We start from the raw sequence: 13,507 nt of genomic DNA, 5'->3' as shown, positions 1-13,507 counted from the left end.
ATGACCCAAGTATCCGCTGCCCGTAGCTGGGTCGCCTCCGCCAACGGCCATGCCGATTTCCCCCTGCAGAACCTGCCGTTAGGCATCTTCAGCACGGGCAATGGCGCCCCGCGCAGCGGCGTTGCCATCGGCGATCATATCTTCGACCTGCAGGCTGCGCTCGAGGCGGGCCTCTTCGATGGCATGGCCCGTGAAGCGGTCGAGGCCATGGGCGATGGCCAGTTGAACGCTTTCTTCGAATTGGGCCGCCCCGCCCGGGTGGCCTTGCGCGAACGGCTGCTGACGCTGTTGGGCGAAGACAGTCCGCAGCGTGACCAGATCCTGGGCCTGGGTGCAAAACTGCTTCCCCTGGCCTCTGACTGCCAGATGCACTTGCCGGCCAGGATCAACGACTACACCGATTTCTATGTCGGCATCGAACACGCGCAAAATGTCGGCAAGCTGTTCCGTCCCGACAATCCATTGCTGCCCAACTACAAACACGTTCCCATCGGCTACCACGGCCGCGCTTCGACCGTGCGCCCTTCCGGCACCGATGTGCGCCGTCCCAAGGGCCAGACCCTGCCTGTCGGCCAGACGGAACCGACTTTCGGCCCTTGTGCGCGGCTGGATTACGAACTGGAACTGGGCATCTGGATCGGCCAGGGCAACGCCTTGGGCGAGCCCATCGCCATCGGTGATGCTGCCGAACATATCGGTGGTTTTTGCCTGCTCAACGACTGGTCGGCGCGAGATATCCAGGCCTGGGAATACCAGCCGCTGGGGCCGTTCCTGTCGAAGAGTTTCCTCACCAGCGTGTCGCCCTGGGTGGTGACGGCCGAAGCCCTCGAACCGTTCCGACGCCCGCAACCGGCGCGCCCGGAAGGCGATCCACAACCGCTGCCGTATCTACTGGACAAGCGTGATCAGGCTGGCGGCGCATTCGATATCGAACTGGAAGTGCTGCTGCTGACCGAAACCATGCGCGAGCGGAACCTGCCGGCCCATCGCCTGACGCTGAGCAACACGCGGTACATGTACTGGACCGTGGCGCAGATGGTCGCCCACCACAGCGTCAACGGTTGCCAGTTGCAGGCGGGCGACCTGTTTGGATCGGGCACCTTGTCGGGACCTGAAAGCGGACAGTTCGGCAGTCTCCTGGAAATCACCGAAGGCGGTAAAAAACCGGTCGAACTGGCCTCCGGCGAAGTACGCAAATTCCTTGAGGACGGTGACGAAATCATTTTGCGAGCCCGTTGCAGCCGGGAGGGCGTCGCGTCCATCGGTTTCGGTGAGTGCCGCGGCAAGATCCTGCCGGCGCGTTAAGGAGCAGGGGCATGGAACTCTACACCTATTACCGCTCGACTTCCTCGTACCGGGTACGTATTGCCCTGGCGCTCAAGGGGCTGGATTACCAGGCCTTGCCGGTCAACCTGATCGCACCGCCAGGCGGGGAGCATCGCCAACCGGCTTATCTGGCGATCAACCCGCAGGGGCGTGTACCGGCGCTGCGCACCGACGAGGGCGCGCTGCTGGTGCAGTCACCCGCCATTATCGAGTACCTGGAGGAGCGTTATCCACAGGTGCCGTTGCTCAACCCGGACCTGACGGTTCGGGCCCATGAGCGGGGTGTTGCCGCGCTGATCGGCTGTGACATTCATCCACTGCACAATGTCAGCGTGCTCAACAAGCTGCGGCAGTGGGGGCACGACGAAACGCAGGTGACGGGGTGGATCGGGCACTGGATCGTCCAGGGCCTGGCGGCGGTGGAACAGTTGATCGGCGAGGACGGCTATTGTTTCGGCCCCGAGCCAGGACTGGCGGACGTTTATTTGATCCCGCAGTTGTACGCGGCCGAACGGTTCAACGTTTCGTTGCAGGCCTACCCTCGGATTCGTCGTGTCGCGGCATTGGCGGCTTCGCACCCCGCCTTCCGGCAAGCACACCCGGCCAACCAGCCGGACACTCCCTGAGCGTGCTCCCACAGTTACAGCATTCTCCGCGCTCGCGAGGGTGCTGTGCTCAATGCACGATCGAGTTCGGTGGCAAGTGCCCCAGCCGTTCCGTCAGCCGGATCCGCTGAATCGGGTCTTCGCTGAGCATCAGGGCGTGTTCCAGGTCGAAGCGTTCGGCATTGGGGCAGTCGAGCCGCTGGTACAGGCTGGCGCGGGCCAGGTAATCGGCGGCGCTGGCATCCCCCAGTTCCAATACCCGTTCGGCGTCGATCAAGGCATCGATGAATTCGTCGTTGGTCAGGTGCAATTGTCGTAGGTTACGCGACAACCGCTGGAACATCTGCACCGGTTCGGCGGTGGCCAGGTGTTCTGCCTTGAGCGACATGTTCTCCCCGTATTGGCGTTGCAGCAATTCCCTGCAGTCATTGGGATAAAGCCGGCGGCCGCCGCACGGGTCGAGCAAATGGTCGGCGCCGGGTACGCGCAGCAGGAAATGTCCGGGGAAGTTGACGCCGACCATTGGAATTTCCAGCCTTCGCGCCAGCTCCAGGGCAATCAGGGACAGCGCCAACGGTTGCCCGCGTTTGCGCGCCAGCACCTTGTGGAGCAACGCGGCGCGAGGACGCAGTGGGGTGAAGTCATCCTGGGCGAACCCCAGGTCATTGAGGCATCGCAACAGGGGCTGGCCCAGTTCCGCGACAGGAAGCATCGGCAGGTTTTGGCTGACACGATGTTGCAGATCCACGAAATCTTTCAGCAAGGCCGGCACGTCCACATCGCGATCGTGTTCGGCGGCTATCCAGAGCGCCGCTTCGAAAAGCGCCGGTGGCGAGCGGTGCAGGCAGTCGAAAAAAGCTTGGCGCGGTTTCATCACAGTCTCCGGGCATTGCCTCGTTTTTAGCTCTGCCATGGGGTTTCGTCCAGTCCCGGACTGTCCTTGTTCTGGTTATTTCCGAAAAGACTGACGCTTGATACGGCTTATTCCGGCGTGCTCCAGCATTTTTCGACTACACGCCTATACTGGCGGAACAAACAAAAGTGATTCGGGAGCCTTTCGATGTTTGCTCTCATGCAAAGCTCCCGCCTTGAATCGCTGCACTTAAGCGTAGACCCGACGACCGGGTTGAAGGCGGTCATTGCCATTCATTGCAGCCGTCCTGGGCCGGCCCTGGGAGGGTGTCGTTATCTGTCCTACCCTGATGACGAAAGTGCCGTGGTCGACGCGGTGCGCCTAGCCCAGGGTATGAGCTACAAGGCAGCCCTGGCCGGCCTTCCGGTGGGCGGCGGCGTCGCAGTGATCATGCGCCCGGCCCATGTCCAGAACCGGGCCGCGCTGTTCGAAGCCTTCGGCCGCTGCATCGAGCAACTCGACGGTCGCTACATCACGGCCATCGACAGCGGCACATCGGTGGCCGACATGGATTGCATTGCCCAGCAGACCCGCCATGTCACCAGCACCACAGCATCCGGAGACCCTGCGCCTCATGCGGCGATGGGGGTGTTCGCCGGCATCCGCGCCACGGCCATGGCGCGCCTGGGCAGCGATAATCTGGAAAGCCTGCGCGTGGCCATCCAGGGCCTGGGCAACGTGGGTTATGCCTTGGCCGAACAACTGCACGCGGCGGGCGCCGAATTGCTGGTCAGCGACATCGACCCGGGCAAGGTGCAGCTGGCGATGGAGCAACTGGGCGCCCATCCCATCGCCAACGACGCATTGCTCAGCACACCCTGCGATATTCTTGCGCCCTGTGGCCTCGGCGGCGTGCTCAACAGCCACAGCGTGGCGCAACTGCGCTGCTCGGCCGTGGCCGGCTCGGCCCACAACCAGTTGAGCAGTCTGCAAGTGGCCGATCAACTGGAGAGGCGTGGGATTCTCTATGCGCCGGACTATGTGATCAATTCCGGTGGCCTGATCTACGTGGCCCTGAAGCATCGCGGCGAAGAGCTGCCGACGATTACGGCCCACCTGTCGAAAATAGGCGCCCGGCTGACCGAAGTCTTCGCCCATGCCCAGGCAGAGAAGCGCTCACCGGCGCGGGTAGCGGACGAACTGGCGGAGCGTCTGCTGTACAAATGAACCGATAGGAAAAGATCGCGGCCTTCCGGCAGCGTGCGCTGCTGGAAGGCCGCGATCTTTTTTATTCGGCGGAAGGATTGAGCAATTCGGACAATGCATCCGGTTGGCTCTTGAATGCCTTGGCGAACACATCGCGATTTTTCGCCATGTAGATGCCGACTTCCTCTACCTGCTGCTCGTTCAGCGATGGAACGGCTTTTTGCAACACTTCGGCCAGCAGTTCGGCGAGTTCCAGCATTTTGTCATGACGGTCAGCTTCGGCTTTATCCATGAACAAGCGCTCCAGATCTCGGCTGCTGCGGTATACCACTTCGACGGCCATTCACCACCTCACATGCCTTCACATTGGTTGTTTTCTGATTACTGTATTTATATACAGGCAAAAGAATACGCGAAATCATTTCCCTTTGGGTAGTGGCTTTTTAATGTAGACCGGTTTCGGTATTTGTCTTGACGGTGCGGAGCCGAGTGGGAGCGAGCCTGCTTGCGATGAGGCCGGCACGAGCCCCTGCGAAAAGTGTCGGAACATGGCCCATCACCATCTCACCCATAGCCGCTGGCCTTTTTTCTGCATGCAGAAAAACCGTCACGTCCAACCCGCATCATCCGGTCGAAACGACCTAAGGAAACCACACCGTGAAAATCAACTGGGCCGAGAATTTGCGGCAAAACGTGCATCAAGTGGCCGAGTCCCTGGGCAATCTGTTCGTCGAGACGTTTCATTACCTGGCGTTATTCGCCATCGGGGCGGTAACCGCATGGGCGGCGGTGATGGAATTCTTGCAGATGATCGAGGAGGGGCACATCAAGATCGATGACATCCTCCTGTTGTTCATCTACCTGGAATTGGGAGCGATGGTCGGGATCTACTTCAAGACCAATCACATGCCGGTACGGTTTCTGATCTACGTGGCCATCACCGCGCTGACCCGTTTGTTGATTTCCAACGTTTCCCATCACAGCCCGCCGGATCTCGGGATCATCTACCTGTGTGGTGGCATCCTGCTGCTGGCGTTCTCGATCCTGGTCGTGCGCTACGCCTCTTCGCAATTCCCTTCGGTGAAGATCGAACACCCGCACCGTAAGGTCGGTGCGGGTTCCAGTGAGCATGCCGAAGTAGAGAAAGGGGAGATTTAAGACGTGCACGAAACGTTGCGCAGACGCTCCGTACACCAAACCTAGAGGCTGGCGGCGGGGGCGCCCTGGGTTTGTGCCTGCCGGGGTGGCAGCCTGACGTTGTCACCGCCGGTCATGGCTTCGAGGATGGCCACGGCGCTGTGGCCCTGCTCGATGGCGATGCCGAACTGGATGCTTTGCACCAGCCGCTTGAGGCGTTCCGGATCGTTGCGTTGCTGGGCACTTATCATACGCCGGGCGACGATCCGTCCGGCCTTGGACAAGGTCAGCATAATGCTGCCGTCGAGGCCCTGGATGCTCAGGTTGACCTGATAGTGCGGCGCAAAAGCGTCGGTAATGATCTGAAAAGGGTTGTCCATGATGCGTCACCGCCTGATTGAACGTGCAGTTGTTGACCGGTCCTGATCGGGATTAGTTCGCAATACCGGACCATCGGCCATTCCATGTTCGTGTTCATCCTCTGCTTCAAGACGGCAGGCGGGTGGCCATTTGATAGTTATCGCTTGCGCCTGCGTCTGCCTGACAGGTAGCAAGGGACATGCCGGAAAAATCTTCGAATAATGGTTCCAGGCGCATCGATACGCAGCGCTCCGGGAGCGGCTGCGATGACTGCCCGTTTCGGGGCGCAATGATCGTTGACGGTGCAGAAAAGAGGGGGGCTACGGGGGACGGCGGGGCAAGGCAATTCCCGACATTAGCAGCGCTTTCGCGCGTTGTCCGCCTTTATTTGCAAATGAATATTTATCTTTCTCAAGGGCTTGAATTGTTCCTCCACCAGCCCGACTCTGTACTCAAGGGGCCGTTACGCCAACGTCGACAGGCCCCTGGCGAGCTAGCCGAGATAAGGGATGAACTATGCAAATCCAAGTCAACAGCGATAACCATATTCAAAGCAGCATCCGACTGGAGGAGTGGGTACGTACAACCATTGAAAGCACGCTCGAACGTTATGAAGACGACCTGACTCGGGTCGAGGTTCACTTGGGAGATGAAAACGGCGACAAGCCCGGACCCCATGATATGCGTTGCCAGATCGAAGCTCGGCCAAAGGGCCATCAGCCGGTCTCCGTGACGCACAAGGCCGGTTCGCTGGAAGCGGCCATCGAAGGCGCGGCAACCAAGCTTGAAAACGCCCTGGAACATCTGTTCGGCAAGCTGCGCGGCAAGCGCACCGCGGCAGTCAAGACCGAGTCCGTGGCACTGGCCGATGCGATGCTGGAGGAAGAATTCCTGGAAAACGAGCGGGCTGCCCTTAACGGCTGAGCCTGATTCAAATTCACTGACCTACGACACGGGCCTGCAGATGCAGGCCCGTTCCGTTTCAGCGCTGACATGGCAGGACGCTGCTTGCGGTCGATCAGAACGCTACGGAGGTCTGCACATACAACGTGCGCGGTTCCCCTACGTACTTGCCCCGGTTGTTGTCGTCGAAGGAGCGGGTGAAGTACTGGGTATTGAAAATATTCTTCACCCCCACGGCGACATTCAGGTCCGACAGCTGCGGGCCGAAATCGTAGGCGGCACGGCTGCTGAAGAGCATGTAGCCAGGAATATTGCCGGTGCTGCCGTCGGCGCTTTCGGTGCGGGTGTTGGCGTTGTCGGCGAACTGCGCACTCTGGTAGGTACTGTCCAGGTTGAGCTTCCAGGGGCCTTCGGTGTAACCGATCCCCAGGGTGCCTTTGTGTTTCGAGGAAAACGGCACGCGGTTGCCCTTGTTCGGCCCGTCTTCGCGGATCGTGGCGTCGACGAAGGCGTAGGTGGCGTAGACATCGAAACCGGTCAGCGCCGGGCTCAGGCCATCGAGGGCATAGTTGATGCTGGTTTCGAGGCCTTGGTGACGCGTTTCGCCGCGGGCGATCACCGAGTCGTTGGTCTGGTTGCTTTCATACTGGTTATCGAAGTTGATCAGGAACGCGCCAATCTCCGCCTTCAGGTTGCCATTGTCATAGCGGGTGCCGAGCTCCCACGTGCGGGCTTTCTCCGGTTTCACTTCGCCGCTGCTGACGCGGTTGGGCATCTGGCTGTACTGCACGCTGCCGAAGGAACCTTCGGTGTTGGCATACAAGTTCCAATCGTCAGTCAGGTGATACAGCACGTTCAGCGCCGGGAGGGCGGTGTTGTAGTCGCCTTTGTACTTCACATTCGTCAGGTTGTTGGTTTGCTGCGATTCGATCATCTCGTAGCGAATACCCGGCGTGATGGTCCACTTGCCGATGTCGATCCGGTCATCAATGAAAAACGCATTGGCTTGCGTGCCGCCACGGGTGTCTCGGTCGTTTCGGCTGTTGGTCGTCGGCAACTCATTGCTGGCGATGGGGGTGCGATAGCGCAACTCGTGACCGTCTTCGTTGATGTAACGGTAGCCGACCCCGACTTCGTGGCGGGTCGGGCCGAGGTCGAAGCCCTGGGCGAATCGGGTTTCCAGGCCGCGCACCCAATATTCGCGAGGCGACAGCGAGAGGAACGAGCCTTGGTCCAGGTAACCGCTGCGCAAGGTCTTGGTGAAGAATGTGCTGGCGGTGAACTCCCGGCGGTCTTGCTGGTAGCGGTAGCCGACGTTGACCAGGGTGCGACGTCCCCAGAACCGGTCGTTCGGCCGAGTGGACTGGTACGGGTCGGCATTGTAGTCGGCGACATTCAGGCCGCCGGGCATATCGGCTTCACCCTCGTAGTACTGCGCCATGGCATTGAAGCTGTTGGCATCGTCCAACTGGTAATTGCCTTTGAGGATCAGGTCGTCGATTTGCGTGTCGCTGTGTTCGCGCCAGTCGCCACCACGCGTTCCGGAATACAGCAGCGCCCCACCCAGGCCGTTGTCGGCGGTGCCGCCGGCCAGCAGGTTGGAAGACGTCTTGAAGCCGTCGTGGCTGGAGGACGGGCTCGTCTCGGTCTGGAAGCCACCCTTGACCGTCGGCGCATCGGGAATTGCCCGGGTCACGAAGTTGACCACGCCGCCGACGTTCTGCGGGCCATAGCGCACCGCACCGCCGCCGCGCACGACATCCACGGCGTCCATGTTTCCCATGCTGACCGGGGCGAACGACAGTTGCGGCTGCCCGTATGGAGCGAAGGGTACCGGGATGCCGTCCATCAACACCGTGGAACGTGAGGCCAGGCGTGGATTGAGGCCCCGGATGCCGAAGTTCAGCGCCATATCGTGGCTGCCGGTGCCGTTGTTCTCGGGTGCGTTGACCCCGGGAATACGGTTGAGTACGTCCCGGGCCTGGGTCGCGCCCTGTCGTTCGAACGCTTCGCGACGGATGACGTCACGGGCACCGGGATGCTCGAACACATTGACCTGCGCGGCATCGCCTAGCCAGTCGCCCACCACGGTGGTGGTTCCCAGGTCCAGCGCGGCGTCGCTGACCGGTTGCAGGCTGAAGGCGTTGTCGCCTTCGGGACGGGCTTGCAGTCCTGTGCCTTCAAGCAGCGCATCCAGGGCCTGCTCGGGGTTGTAGCTGCCTTCCAGGCCGCGGCTTTTCAACCCGCTGGTCACTTGCGAGCCGAAGGAAATCAAGACCCCCGCTTCTCGACCGAACTGATTGAGGGCCTCTTCCAGCGAGGATGGCGCGATGTGGTAGGCCCTGGTCTCGGCTGCCTGCACTGGCGGTAACGCAACGAGGCCCAGGCTCGCTCCCAACAGCAGTTGGCGCAGGGTGCGAGTGATCGGGGAGAGGCGGCTAGGAAGTTGCTGCATGAAGGAGGGTCCTGAGAAGGTTGCGTCAAAGTGGCTTTACTTCTCTGTCACCCGAGGTGTCGGAAACGGCTCACCGGAACATTATTTTTTTGAAACCGGGCGCATCCGGGTTCGTTCGAAGGCGATGCCTGCACTCGTCATGTTCAACTGCGAGCTTCGACGCTGACCCAGTAGCGGGTAAACCGCCGCACAGTCACCGGCAGGCTGACTTCCAGCAGGTCGAGGATGCGTTCGCTGTTGTCCAGTGGGTAGCTTCCGGAAATCAGCAGGTTGGCGACCGCTTCGTCACAGTGCAACTGGCCGCGCCGGTAGCGGCTGAGTTCGTCGAGGAAATCCGCCAGGCGCATGTGTGACGCCACCAGCATGCCCTCGGTCCAGGCGCCACTGTTGGCGTCCAGTGCCGTGACCGGGCCGGGGCCGTTGACGCCCAGGCCCAGTTGTCGCGAGGCCGTCAGCAAGAGTGACGCCCCCTGCCGGTCGCGGACTTGCATTTGCCCGTCGAACACCGCCACCTGGGTGTGGTCGGCAAATTCACGGACGTTGAATCGCGCGCCATGCGTTTCCAGCAGGCCGTAGGCGGTCATCATCTGCAGCGGACGAGGATCCCGAGCACTGGCCAGTTGCAGTTCCCCTTCGAGAAGGCGGATCACGCGGCGTTGGGCGTCAAAGCGAACGTCCACGGCGCTGCCGGTATTGAGCTGTAACTGGCTGCCATCGTCCAGGGTCAGGCGACGACGCTCGCCCACCGGGCTGCGATAGTCAGCCAGCAGTGGGGGCAGCACTTGACGCTCGTGCAGACCCCAGGTCAAGGCCGAACCGGCGCCCAGGATCGAGAGCAGTTTGAGCGCCTGGCGCCGGGTACTGCGCTTCGGTGCATTGAGGGCCGCGTGGGCCAAGGGGGACGACACGCTGCGCAGTCGTTGGTTGACGCGTTGGATGTGCTCCCAGGCGCGGCGATGTTCGCTGTGGGCATCGAGCCACTGTTCCCAGGCCTGTTGCTGACGTGGGGTGAGTGTCCCCTGTTGCATTTCCAGCAGCCAATGGACCGCCTGCTCGGCGACGCGCGTGCTCACATTGGGAGGCATATTCATGGGTTCACAGCGCAAAATAGCAGCGCATCGCTGCCTTGTTCAGGTGTCGTTTGACCGTTGCCAGGGAGATGCCCAGTTCGCGGGCGATTTCGTTGTAGGTCAGCCCATCGACCTGGGCCAGCAAAAAGGCGCGTTTGACCGCACGCGGCAGGCCGTCGAGCAACTGATCGAGTTCCAACAGGGTTTGCAGAATGATCGCCCGATCCTCCTCCGACGGCGCCGCCTGCTCGGGCAATTGAGCCAGGGCTTCGAGGTAGGCGCGCTCCAGGTCCTGGCGGCGGTAATGGTTGAACAGCACGCGTTTGGCGATGGTGGTGAGAAAGGCCCGTGGTTCGAGGATCGGTTGTGGATCGCGAGCGGTCAGTACCCGAATGAACGTGTCCTGTGCCAGGTCGGCGGCGCTGTCGGGGCAGCCGAGCCTGCGTCGCAGCCAGCCGTTGAGCCAGTTGTGATGGGCGGTATAAAGCACTTCGACGGTGGTGGCGGGCGGCAACGGGGACACTCCGACGGCGATCAACTACGTTAGAGAACAAGAATTGTTCGCATTGTAGGGGCGCGACGGGGGCAACGGCAATCGGGATGAGTATCGGGTTCTTTCGTTGAACCGGTTACTTGAGCGTCTGGCGCAAAAAGGCCTGCCGATACTCTCCAGGCGTGGCGGCCAGGGCCTGGCGGAAACGGTGGGTAAAATGACTGGCGCTGGCGAATCCACAAGCCAGTGCGACATCCGCCAAGGGGTGTGAGGTGGTGCGTAGCAGGTGTCGCGCCCGGGCAAGACGCCGCGCAAGCAGGTATTGATGAGGGGGCAGTCCGAAGCTCTCGCGAAACATTCGGGCAAAGTGATACTCGGACAAGGCACACAACGCCGCCAGTTGCCCAAGGCTGATGGCATCGGCCAGATGGCTGTCGATGTAGTCCACCAGCAACCGTCGCTGGTGAGCGGCCAGCCCGCCCTTGAGGCGCAGCCCCTGGCGCGGGCTGACCTGGCTCAGCAGCAAATGACCGAGCAGATCATGGGCCAGGCTGGTGCAAAGCAGGCGTTCGGCAGGTTCGTTCCAGTCCAGGCCGATCAACTGGCGAAACCGCTGCGCTTGTTGCGGGTCGTCGAGAAAGGTCGCTTCGTGCAATTGGACTTGCCGGGGTTCGCGGTCGAGCAACGTGATACAACCCAAGGCAAATTGCTCAGGGCTGAAATACAGGTGGGCGAGGCGGATGTCGCCGTTGATGACCCAGGCCGATTCATGGCCGGCCGGCAGTACGCAGAGCTTGTCCGGCGCCCCCGTCGTCTCGGGGCGCTCGCGGCGAAAGGTACCGGTGCCGCCAGCGATGTAGCACGACAGCGTATGGTGAGTCGGCGCCTCGTAGTCCCGGGCGTCGTGATGATTGCTCCACAACGCGGCCGCCATGCCATCCCCCAGCTCGGCGCTGTACTCCAGGCGAGCATTGGGCGAGCTGTTGAGGGCTTGAAAGACTTGCAGGGTTTGCAGTGTGGACATGATCGTTCTCTCCAGCCTGCATCCTACTCCGTAGGCCGCTCCATGCCAGCCCGCCCACTGAGAAAACCGCAAGTTTACGCAACTGGCCGTCGACCCATGGCGTGACACTGTTGGCCACTGTCAGGAGCCGCCGTCATGAATCTCTCGCTGTACTTGCTTACCGTACTGATCTGGGGCACCACCTGGATCGCGTTGAAATTGCAGTTGGGCGTCGTTGCGATTCCCGTGTCGATCGTCTATCGCTTCGCTCTCGCGGCGCTGATTCTGTTTGCAATGCTTTTGCTCAGCCGGCGCCTGCAAGCGATGAATCGGCGCGGCCATCTGATTTGCCTGGCCCAGGGCCTGTGTCTGTTCTGCATCAACTTCATGTGTTTCCTCACCGCCAGCCAATGGATTCCCAGTGGCCTGGTGGCCGTGGTGTTTTCGACCGCCACTCTGTGGAACGCCCTCAACGCCCGGATCTTCTTCGGCCAGCGGATCGCACGAAATGTACTGCTGGGCGGCGCCTTGGGATTGTCGGGGTTGGGCCTGCTGTTCTGGCCGGAACTGGCCGGTCATCAAGCGAGCCCGCAGACCCTGCTGGGGTTGGCGTTGGCGCTGTTGGGTACCTTGTGTTTCTCGGCGGGCAACATGCTGTCGAGCCTGCAACAGAAAGCCGGGCTCAAGCCGTTGACGACCAATGCCTGGGGCATGGCTTATGGCGCGACGATGCTGGCTGTGTGGTGCCTGTTCAACGGCATCCCTTTCGACATGGAGTGGAACACCCGCTATATCGGCTCACTGATGTACCTGGTGATTCCCGGCTCGGTGATCGGTTTCACCGCGTACCTGACGCTGGTGGGGCGCATGGGACCGGAGCGGGCGGCGTATTGCACGGTGCTGTTTCCGGTAGTGGCCTTGAACGTCTCGGCGTTTGCTGAAGGTTACCAGTGGACAGCTCCGGCGCTGGTCGGGCTGGTGCTGGTGATGCTGGGCAACGTGCTGGTGTTCCGCAAACCCCGGCCAGTGGCCGCGAAGGTTGCCTGGGGCGCACGCTGAATCGACAGCGATGGCAGGCCCGTCAGATCGGGCCTGCCACAAGCGTCATTTCCAGACTTGAGGGTTGACCAGGTTCTGTGGCCGTTCGCCCATCAGCGCACTGCGCAGGTTATCCACAGCCAGATTGGCCATGGCTTCACGCGTCTCGTGGGTGGCCGAACCGATGTGGGGCAGGGTGACGGCGTTTTTCAACTGGAACAGCGGCGACTCGGCCAAGGGTTCTTTCTCGTAGACATCCAGTCCCGCGCCCCGGATGCGGTTGTTCTGCAGGGCCTCGATCAATGCCGGCTCGTCCACCACCGGACCGCGGGAAATGTTGACAAGGATGGCGCCTGGCTTCATCAGCGACAGTTCGCGTTGACCAATCAGATGGCGGGTCTTCTCGCTCAAGGGCACCACGAGGCACACGAAGTCCGCTTCGGCCAGCAACTGCTCCAGGCTGCGAAATTGCGCGCCCAGCTGGTTTTCCAGCTCGGTCTTGCGGCTGTTGCCGCTGTACAGGATCGGCATGTTGAAGCCCAGGCGGCCCCGTCGGGCAATGGCCGCGCCGATGTTGCCCATGCCGACGATACCCAGCGTCTTGCCATGCACGTCACTGCCGAACAGTTGCGGACCGACCGTGGCCTGCCATTGGCCGGCCTTGGTCCAGGCATCCAGCTCGGCGACGCGCCGGGCGCTGCTCATCAGCAAGGCAAAAGCCAGGTCGGCAGTGCTTTCGGTGAGCACGTCGGGGGTGTTGGTGAGCATGATGCCGCGTTCATTGAAGTAGGCCAGGTCGTAGTTGTCATAGCCCACCGACACGCTGGACACCACTTGCAGGTTCGCGGCGCTTTGCAGCTGTTCGCGTCCGAGCTTGCGCCCTACACCGATCAGGCCATGGGCGTGGGGCAAGGCCTCGTTGAACTGAGCGTTGATGTCGCCGTTCGCCGGGTTGGGCACGATCACGTCGAAATCCTGTTGCAGGCGCTCGACGGTCTGGGGCGTGATACGGCTGAAGGCAAGTACGGTTTTTTTCATCATGCAAGGCTCGTCTGGCA

At 61.4% G+C, this 13,507-nt stretch carries 14 protein-coding genes; 6 read left to right on the top strand and 8 right to left on the bottom strand.

The window, feature by feature from the left end; translation table 11 throughout:
• The gene (gene fahA / locus EGM97_RS01415; RefSeq protein ID WP_238961525.1) at positions 1-1,305 is read left to right on the top strand and encodes a fumarylacetoacetase; all 1,305 of its coding nucleotides are present in this window, start codon (positions 1-3) and stop codon (positions 1,303-1,305) included.
• A gap of 11 nt (positions 1,306-1,316) precedes the next feature.
• Positions 1,317-1,952: a maleylacetoacetate isomerase gene (gene maiA / locus EGM97_RS01410; protein WP_238961524.1), complete on the top strand. Its 636-nt coding sequence runs from the start codon at positions 1,317-1,319 to the stop codon at positions 1,950-1,952.
• A gap of 49 nt (positions 1,953-2,001) precedes the next feature.
• Here maiA and EGM97_RS01405 read toward each other — a convergent pair whose 3' ends face one another.
• Positions 2,002-2,805, bottom strand: coding sequence for a SirB1 family protein (locus EGM97_RS01405; RefSeq protein ID WP_238961523.1), 804 nt, complete (start codon positions 2,803-2,805; stop codon positions 2,002-2,004).
• A gap of 186 nt (positions 2,806-2,991) precedes the next feature.
• Here EGM97_RS01405 and EGM97_RS01400 point away from each other — a divergent pair, with 186 nt between their 5' ends.
• The gene (locus EGM97_RS01400) at positions 2,992-4,011 is read left to right on the top strand and encodes a Glu/Leu/Phe/Val dehydrogenase family protein (protein WP_238961522.1); all 1,020 of its coding nucleotides are present in this window, start codon (positions 2,992-2,994) and stop codon (positions 4,009-4,011) included.
• A 61-nt stretch (positions 4,012-4,072) separates the two neighbouring features.
• Here the strand turns inward: EGM97_RS01400 and EGM97_RS01395 are convergent, their stop codons facing one another.
• Complete coding sequence (locus EGM97_RS01395) at positions 4,073-4,333, bottom strand: YebG family protein (RefSeq protein WP_238961521.1); 261 nt, start codon at positions 4,331-4,333, stop codon at positions 4,073-4,075.
• Between the two features lie 314 nt (positions 4,334-4,647).
• Between EGM97_RS01395 and EGM97_RS01390 the strand changes: the two genes are divergently transcribed.
• Positions 4,648-5,148 carry a phosphate-starvation-inducible protein PsiE gene (locus EGM97_RS01390; RefSeq protein ID WP_238961520.1) on the top strand — a complete coding sequence of 167 codons (501 nt, stop codon included), beginning with the start codon at positions 4,648-4,650 and terminating at the stop codon, positions 5,146-5,148.
• 41 nt (positions 5,149-5,189) lie between these two features.
• Here EGM97_RS01390 and EGM97_RS01385 read toward each other — a convergent pair whose 3' ends face one another.
• Positions 5,190-5,507 carry a DUF3509 domain-containing protein gene (locus EGM97_RS01385; protein WP_238961519.1) on the bottom strand — a complete coding sequence of 106 codons (318 nt, stop codon included), beginning with the start codon at positions 5,505-5,507 and terminating at the stop codon, positions 5,190-5,192.
• A 496-nt stretch (positions 5,508-6,003) separates the two neighbouring features.
• Between EGM97_RS01385 and EGM97_RS01380 the strand changes: the two genes are divergently transcribed.
• Positions 6,004-6,411, top strand: a complete 408-nt coding sequence (locus tag EGM97_RS01380; RefSeq protein WP_053152399.1) for an HPF/RaiA family ribosome-associated protein — start codon at positions 6,004-6,006, stop codon at positions 6,409-6,411.
• A gap of 94 nt (positions 6,412-6,505) precedes the next feature.
• Here EGM97_RS01380 and fecA read toward each other — a convergent pair whose 3' ends face one another.
• The 4 genes from fecA to EGM97_RS01360 all read right to left on the bottom strand — a co-directional run bounded on the left by fecA (position 6,506) and on the right by EGM97_RS01360 (position 11,432).
• A complete protein-coding gene (fecA, locus tag EGM97_RS01375; RefSeq protein ID WP_238961518.1) occupies positions 6,506-8,845 on the bottom strand; it encodes a TonB-dependent Fe(3+) dicitrate receptor FecA in 2,340 nt (779 codons plus the stop codon).
• 143 nt (positions 8,846-8,988) lie between these two features.
• Entirely contained in the window at positions 8,989-9,936 is a 948-nt protein-coding gene (locus EGM97_RS01370) for a FecR domain-containing protein (protein WP_238961517.1), read from the bottom strand.
• Between the two features lie 4 nt (positions 9,937-9,940).
• Positions 9,941-10,429 (bottom strand): sigma-70 family RNA polymerase sigma factor, encoded by a 489-nt coding sequence (locus EGM97_RS01365; RefSeq protein WP_238961516.1) that lies wholly within the window; start codon positions 10,427-10,429, stop codon positions 9,941-9,943.
• 115 nt (positions 10,430-10,544) lie between these two features.
• Positions 10,545-11,432: an AraC family transcriptional regulator gene (locus EGM97_RS01360; protein ID WP_238961515.1), complete on the bottom strand. Its 888-nt coding sequence runs from the start codon at positions 11,430-11,432 to the stop codon at positions 10,545-10,547.
• 135 nt (positions 11,433-11,567) lie between these two features.
• On the opposite strand from EGM97_RS01360, the gene EGM97_RS01355 reads away from it, so the two are divergent.
• Complete coding sequence (locus EGM97_RS01355) at positions 11,568-12,470, top strand: DMT family transporter (RefSeq protein ID WP_238961514.1); 903 nt, start codon at positions 11,568-11,570, stop codon at positions 12,468-12,470.
• A gap of 45 nt (positions 12,471-12,515) precedes the next feature.
• Here EGM97_RS01355 and EGM97_RS01350 read toward each other — a convergent pair whose 3' ends face one another.
• Positions 12,516-13,487, bottom strand: a complete 972-nt coding sequence (locus EGM97_RS01350) for a 2-hydroxyacid dehydrogenase (RefSeq protein ID WP_238961633.1) — start codon at positions 13,485-13,487, stop codon at positions 12,516-12,518.
• Positions 13,488-13,507: the final 20 nt, after the last annotated feature.

It is taken from the genome of Pseudomonas sp. AF32 (assembly GCF_022342325.2).
GTDB lineage: Bacteria > Pseudomonadota > Gammaproteobacteria > Pseudomonadales > Pseudomonadaceae > Aquipseudomonas > Aquipseudomonas uvaldensis.
The sequence above is the reverse complement of the archived record's forward strand: the minus strand, read 5'-3'. Positions and strand labels throughout refer to the sequence as shown.

What these genes read in the sequence shown, in the direction of transcription:
- EGM97_RS01385 (WP_238961519.1), bottom strand. Translation starts at nt 5,507, where the DNA reads ATGGACAACCCTTTTCAGATCATTACCGACGCTTTTGCGCCGCACTAT.
- EGM97_RS01350 (WP_238961633.1), bottom strand. Translation starts at nt 13,487, where the DNA reads ATGAAAAAAACCGTACTTGCCTTCAGCCGTATCACGCCCCAGACCGTC.
- fahA (WP_238961525.1), top strand. Translation starts at nt 1, where the DNA reads ATGACCCAAGTATCCGCTGCCCGTAGCTGGGTCGCCTCCGCCAACGGC.
- EGM97_RS01400 (WP_238961522.1), top strand. Translation starts at nt 2,992, where the DNA reads ATGTTTGCTCTCATGCAAAGCTCCCGCCTTGAATCGCTGCACTTAAGC.
- EGM97_RS01380 (WP_053152399.1), top strand. Translation starts at nt 6,004, where the DNA reads ATGCAAATCCAAGTCAACAGCGATAACCATATTCAAAGCAGCATCCGA.
- EGM97_RS01395 (WP_238961521.1), bottom strand. Translation starts at nt 4,333, where the DNA reads ATGGCCGTCGAAGTGGTATACCGCAGCAGCCGAGATCTGGAGCGCTTG.
- EGM97_RS01370 (WP_238961517.1), bottom strand. Translation starts at nt 9,936, where the DNA reads ATGAATATGCCTCCCAATGTGAGCACGCGCGTCGCCGAGCAGGCGGTC.
- fecA (WP_238961518.1), bottom strand. Translation starts at nt 8,845, where the DNA reads ATGCAGCAACTTCCTAGCCGCCTCTCCCCGATCACTCGCACCCTGCGC.
- EGM97_RS01360 (WP_238961515.1), bottom strand. Translation starts at nt 11,432, where the DNA reads ATGTCCACACTGCAAACCCTGCAAGTCTTTCAAGCCCTCAACAGCTCG.
- maiA (WP_238961524.1), top strand. Translation starts at nt 1,317, where the DNA reads ATGGAACTCTACACCTATTACCGCTCGACTTCCTCGTACCGGGTACGT.
- EGM97_RS01405 (WP_238961523.1), bottom strand. Translation starts at nt 2,805, where the DNA reads ATGAAACCGCGCCAAGCTTTTTTCGACTGCCTGCACCGCTCGCCACCG.
- EGM97_RS01355 (WP_238961514.1), top strand. Translation starts at nt 11,568, where the DNA reads ATGAATCTCTCGCTGTACTTGCTTACCGTACTGATCTGGGGCACCACC.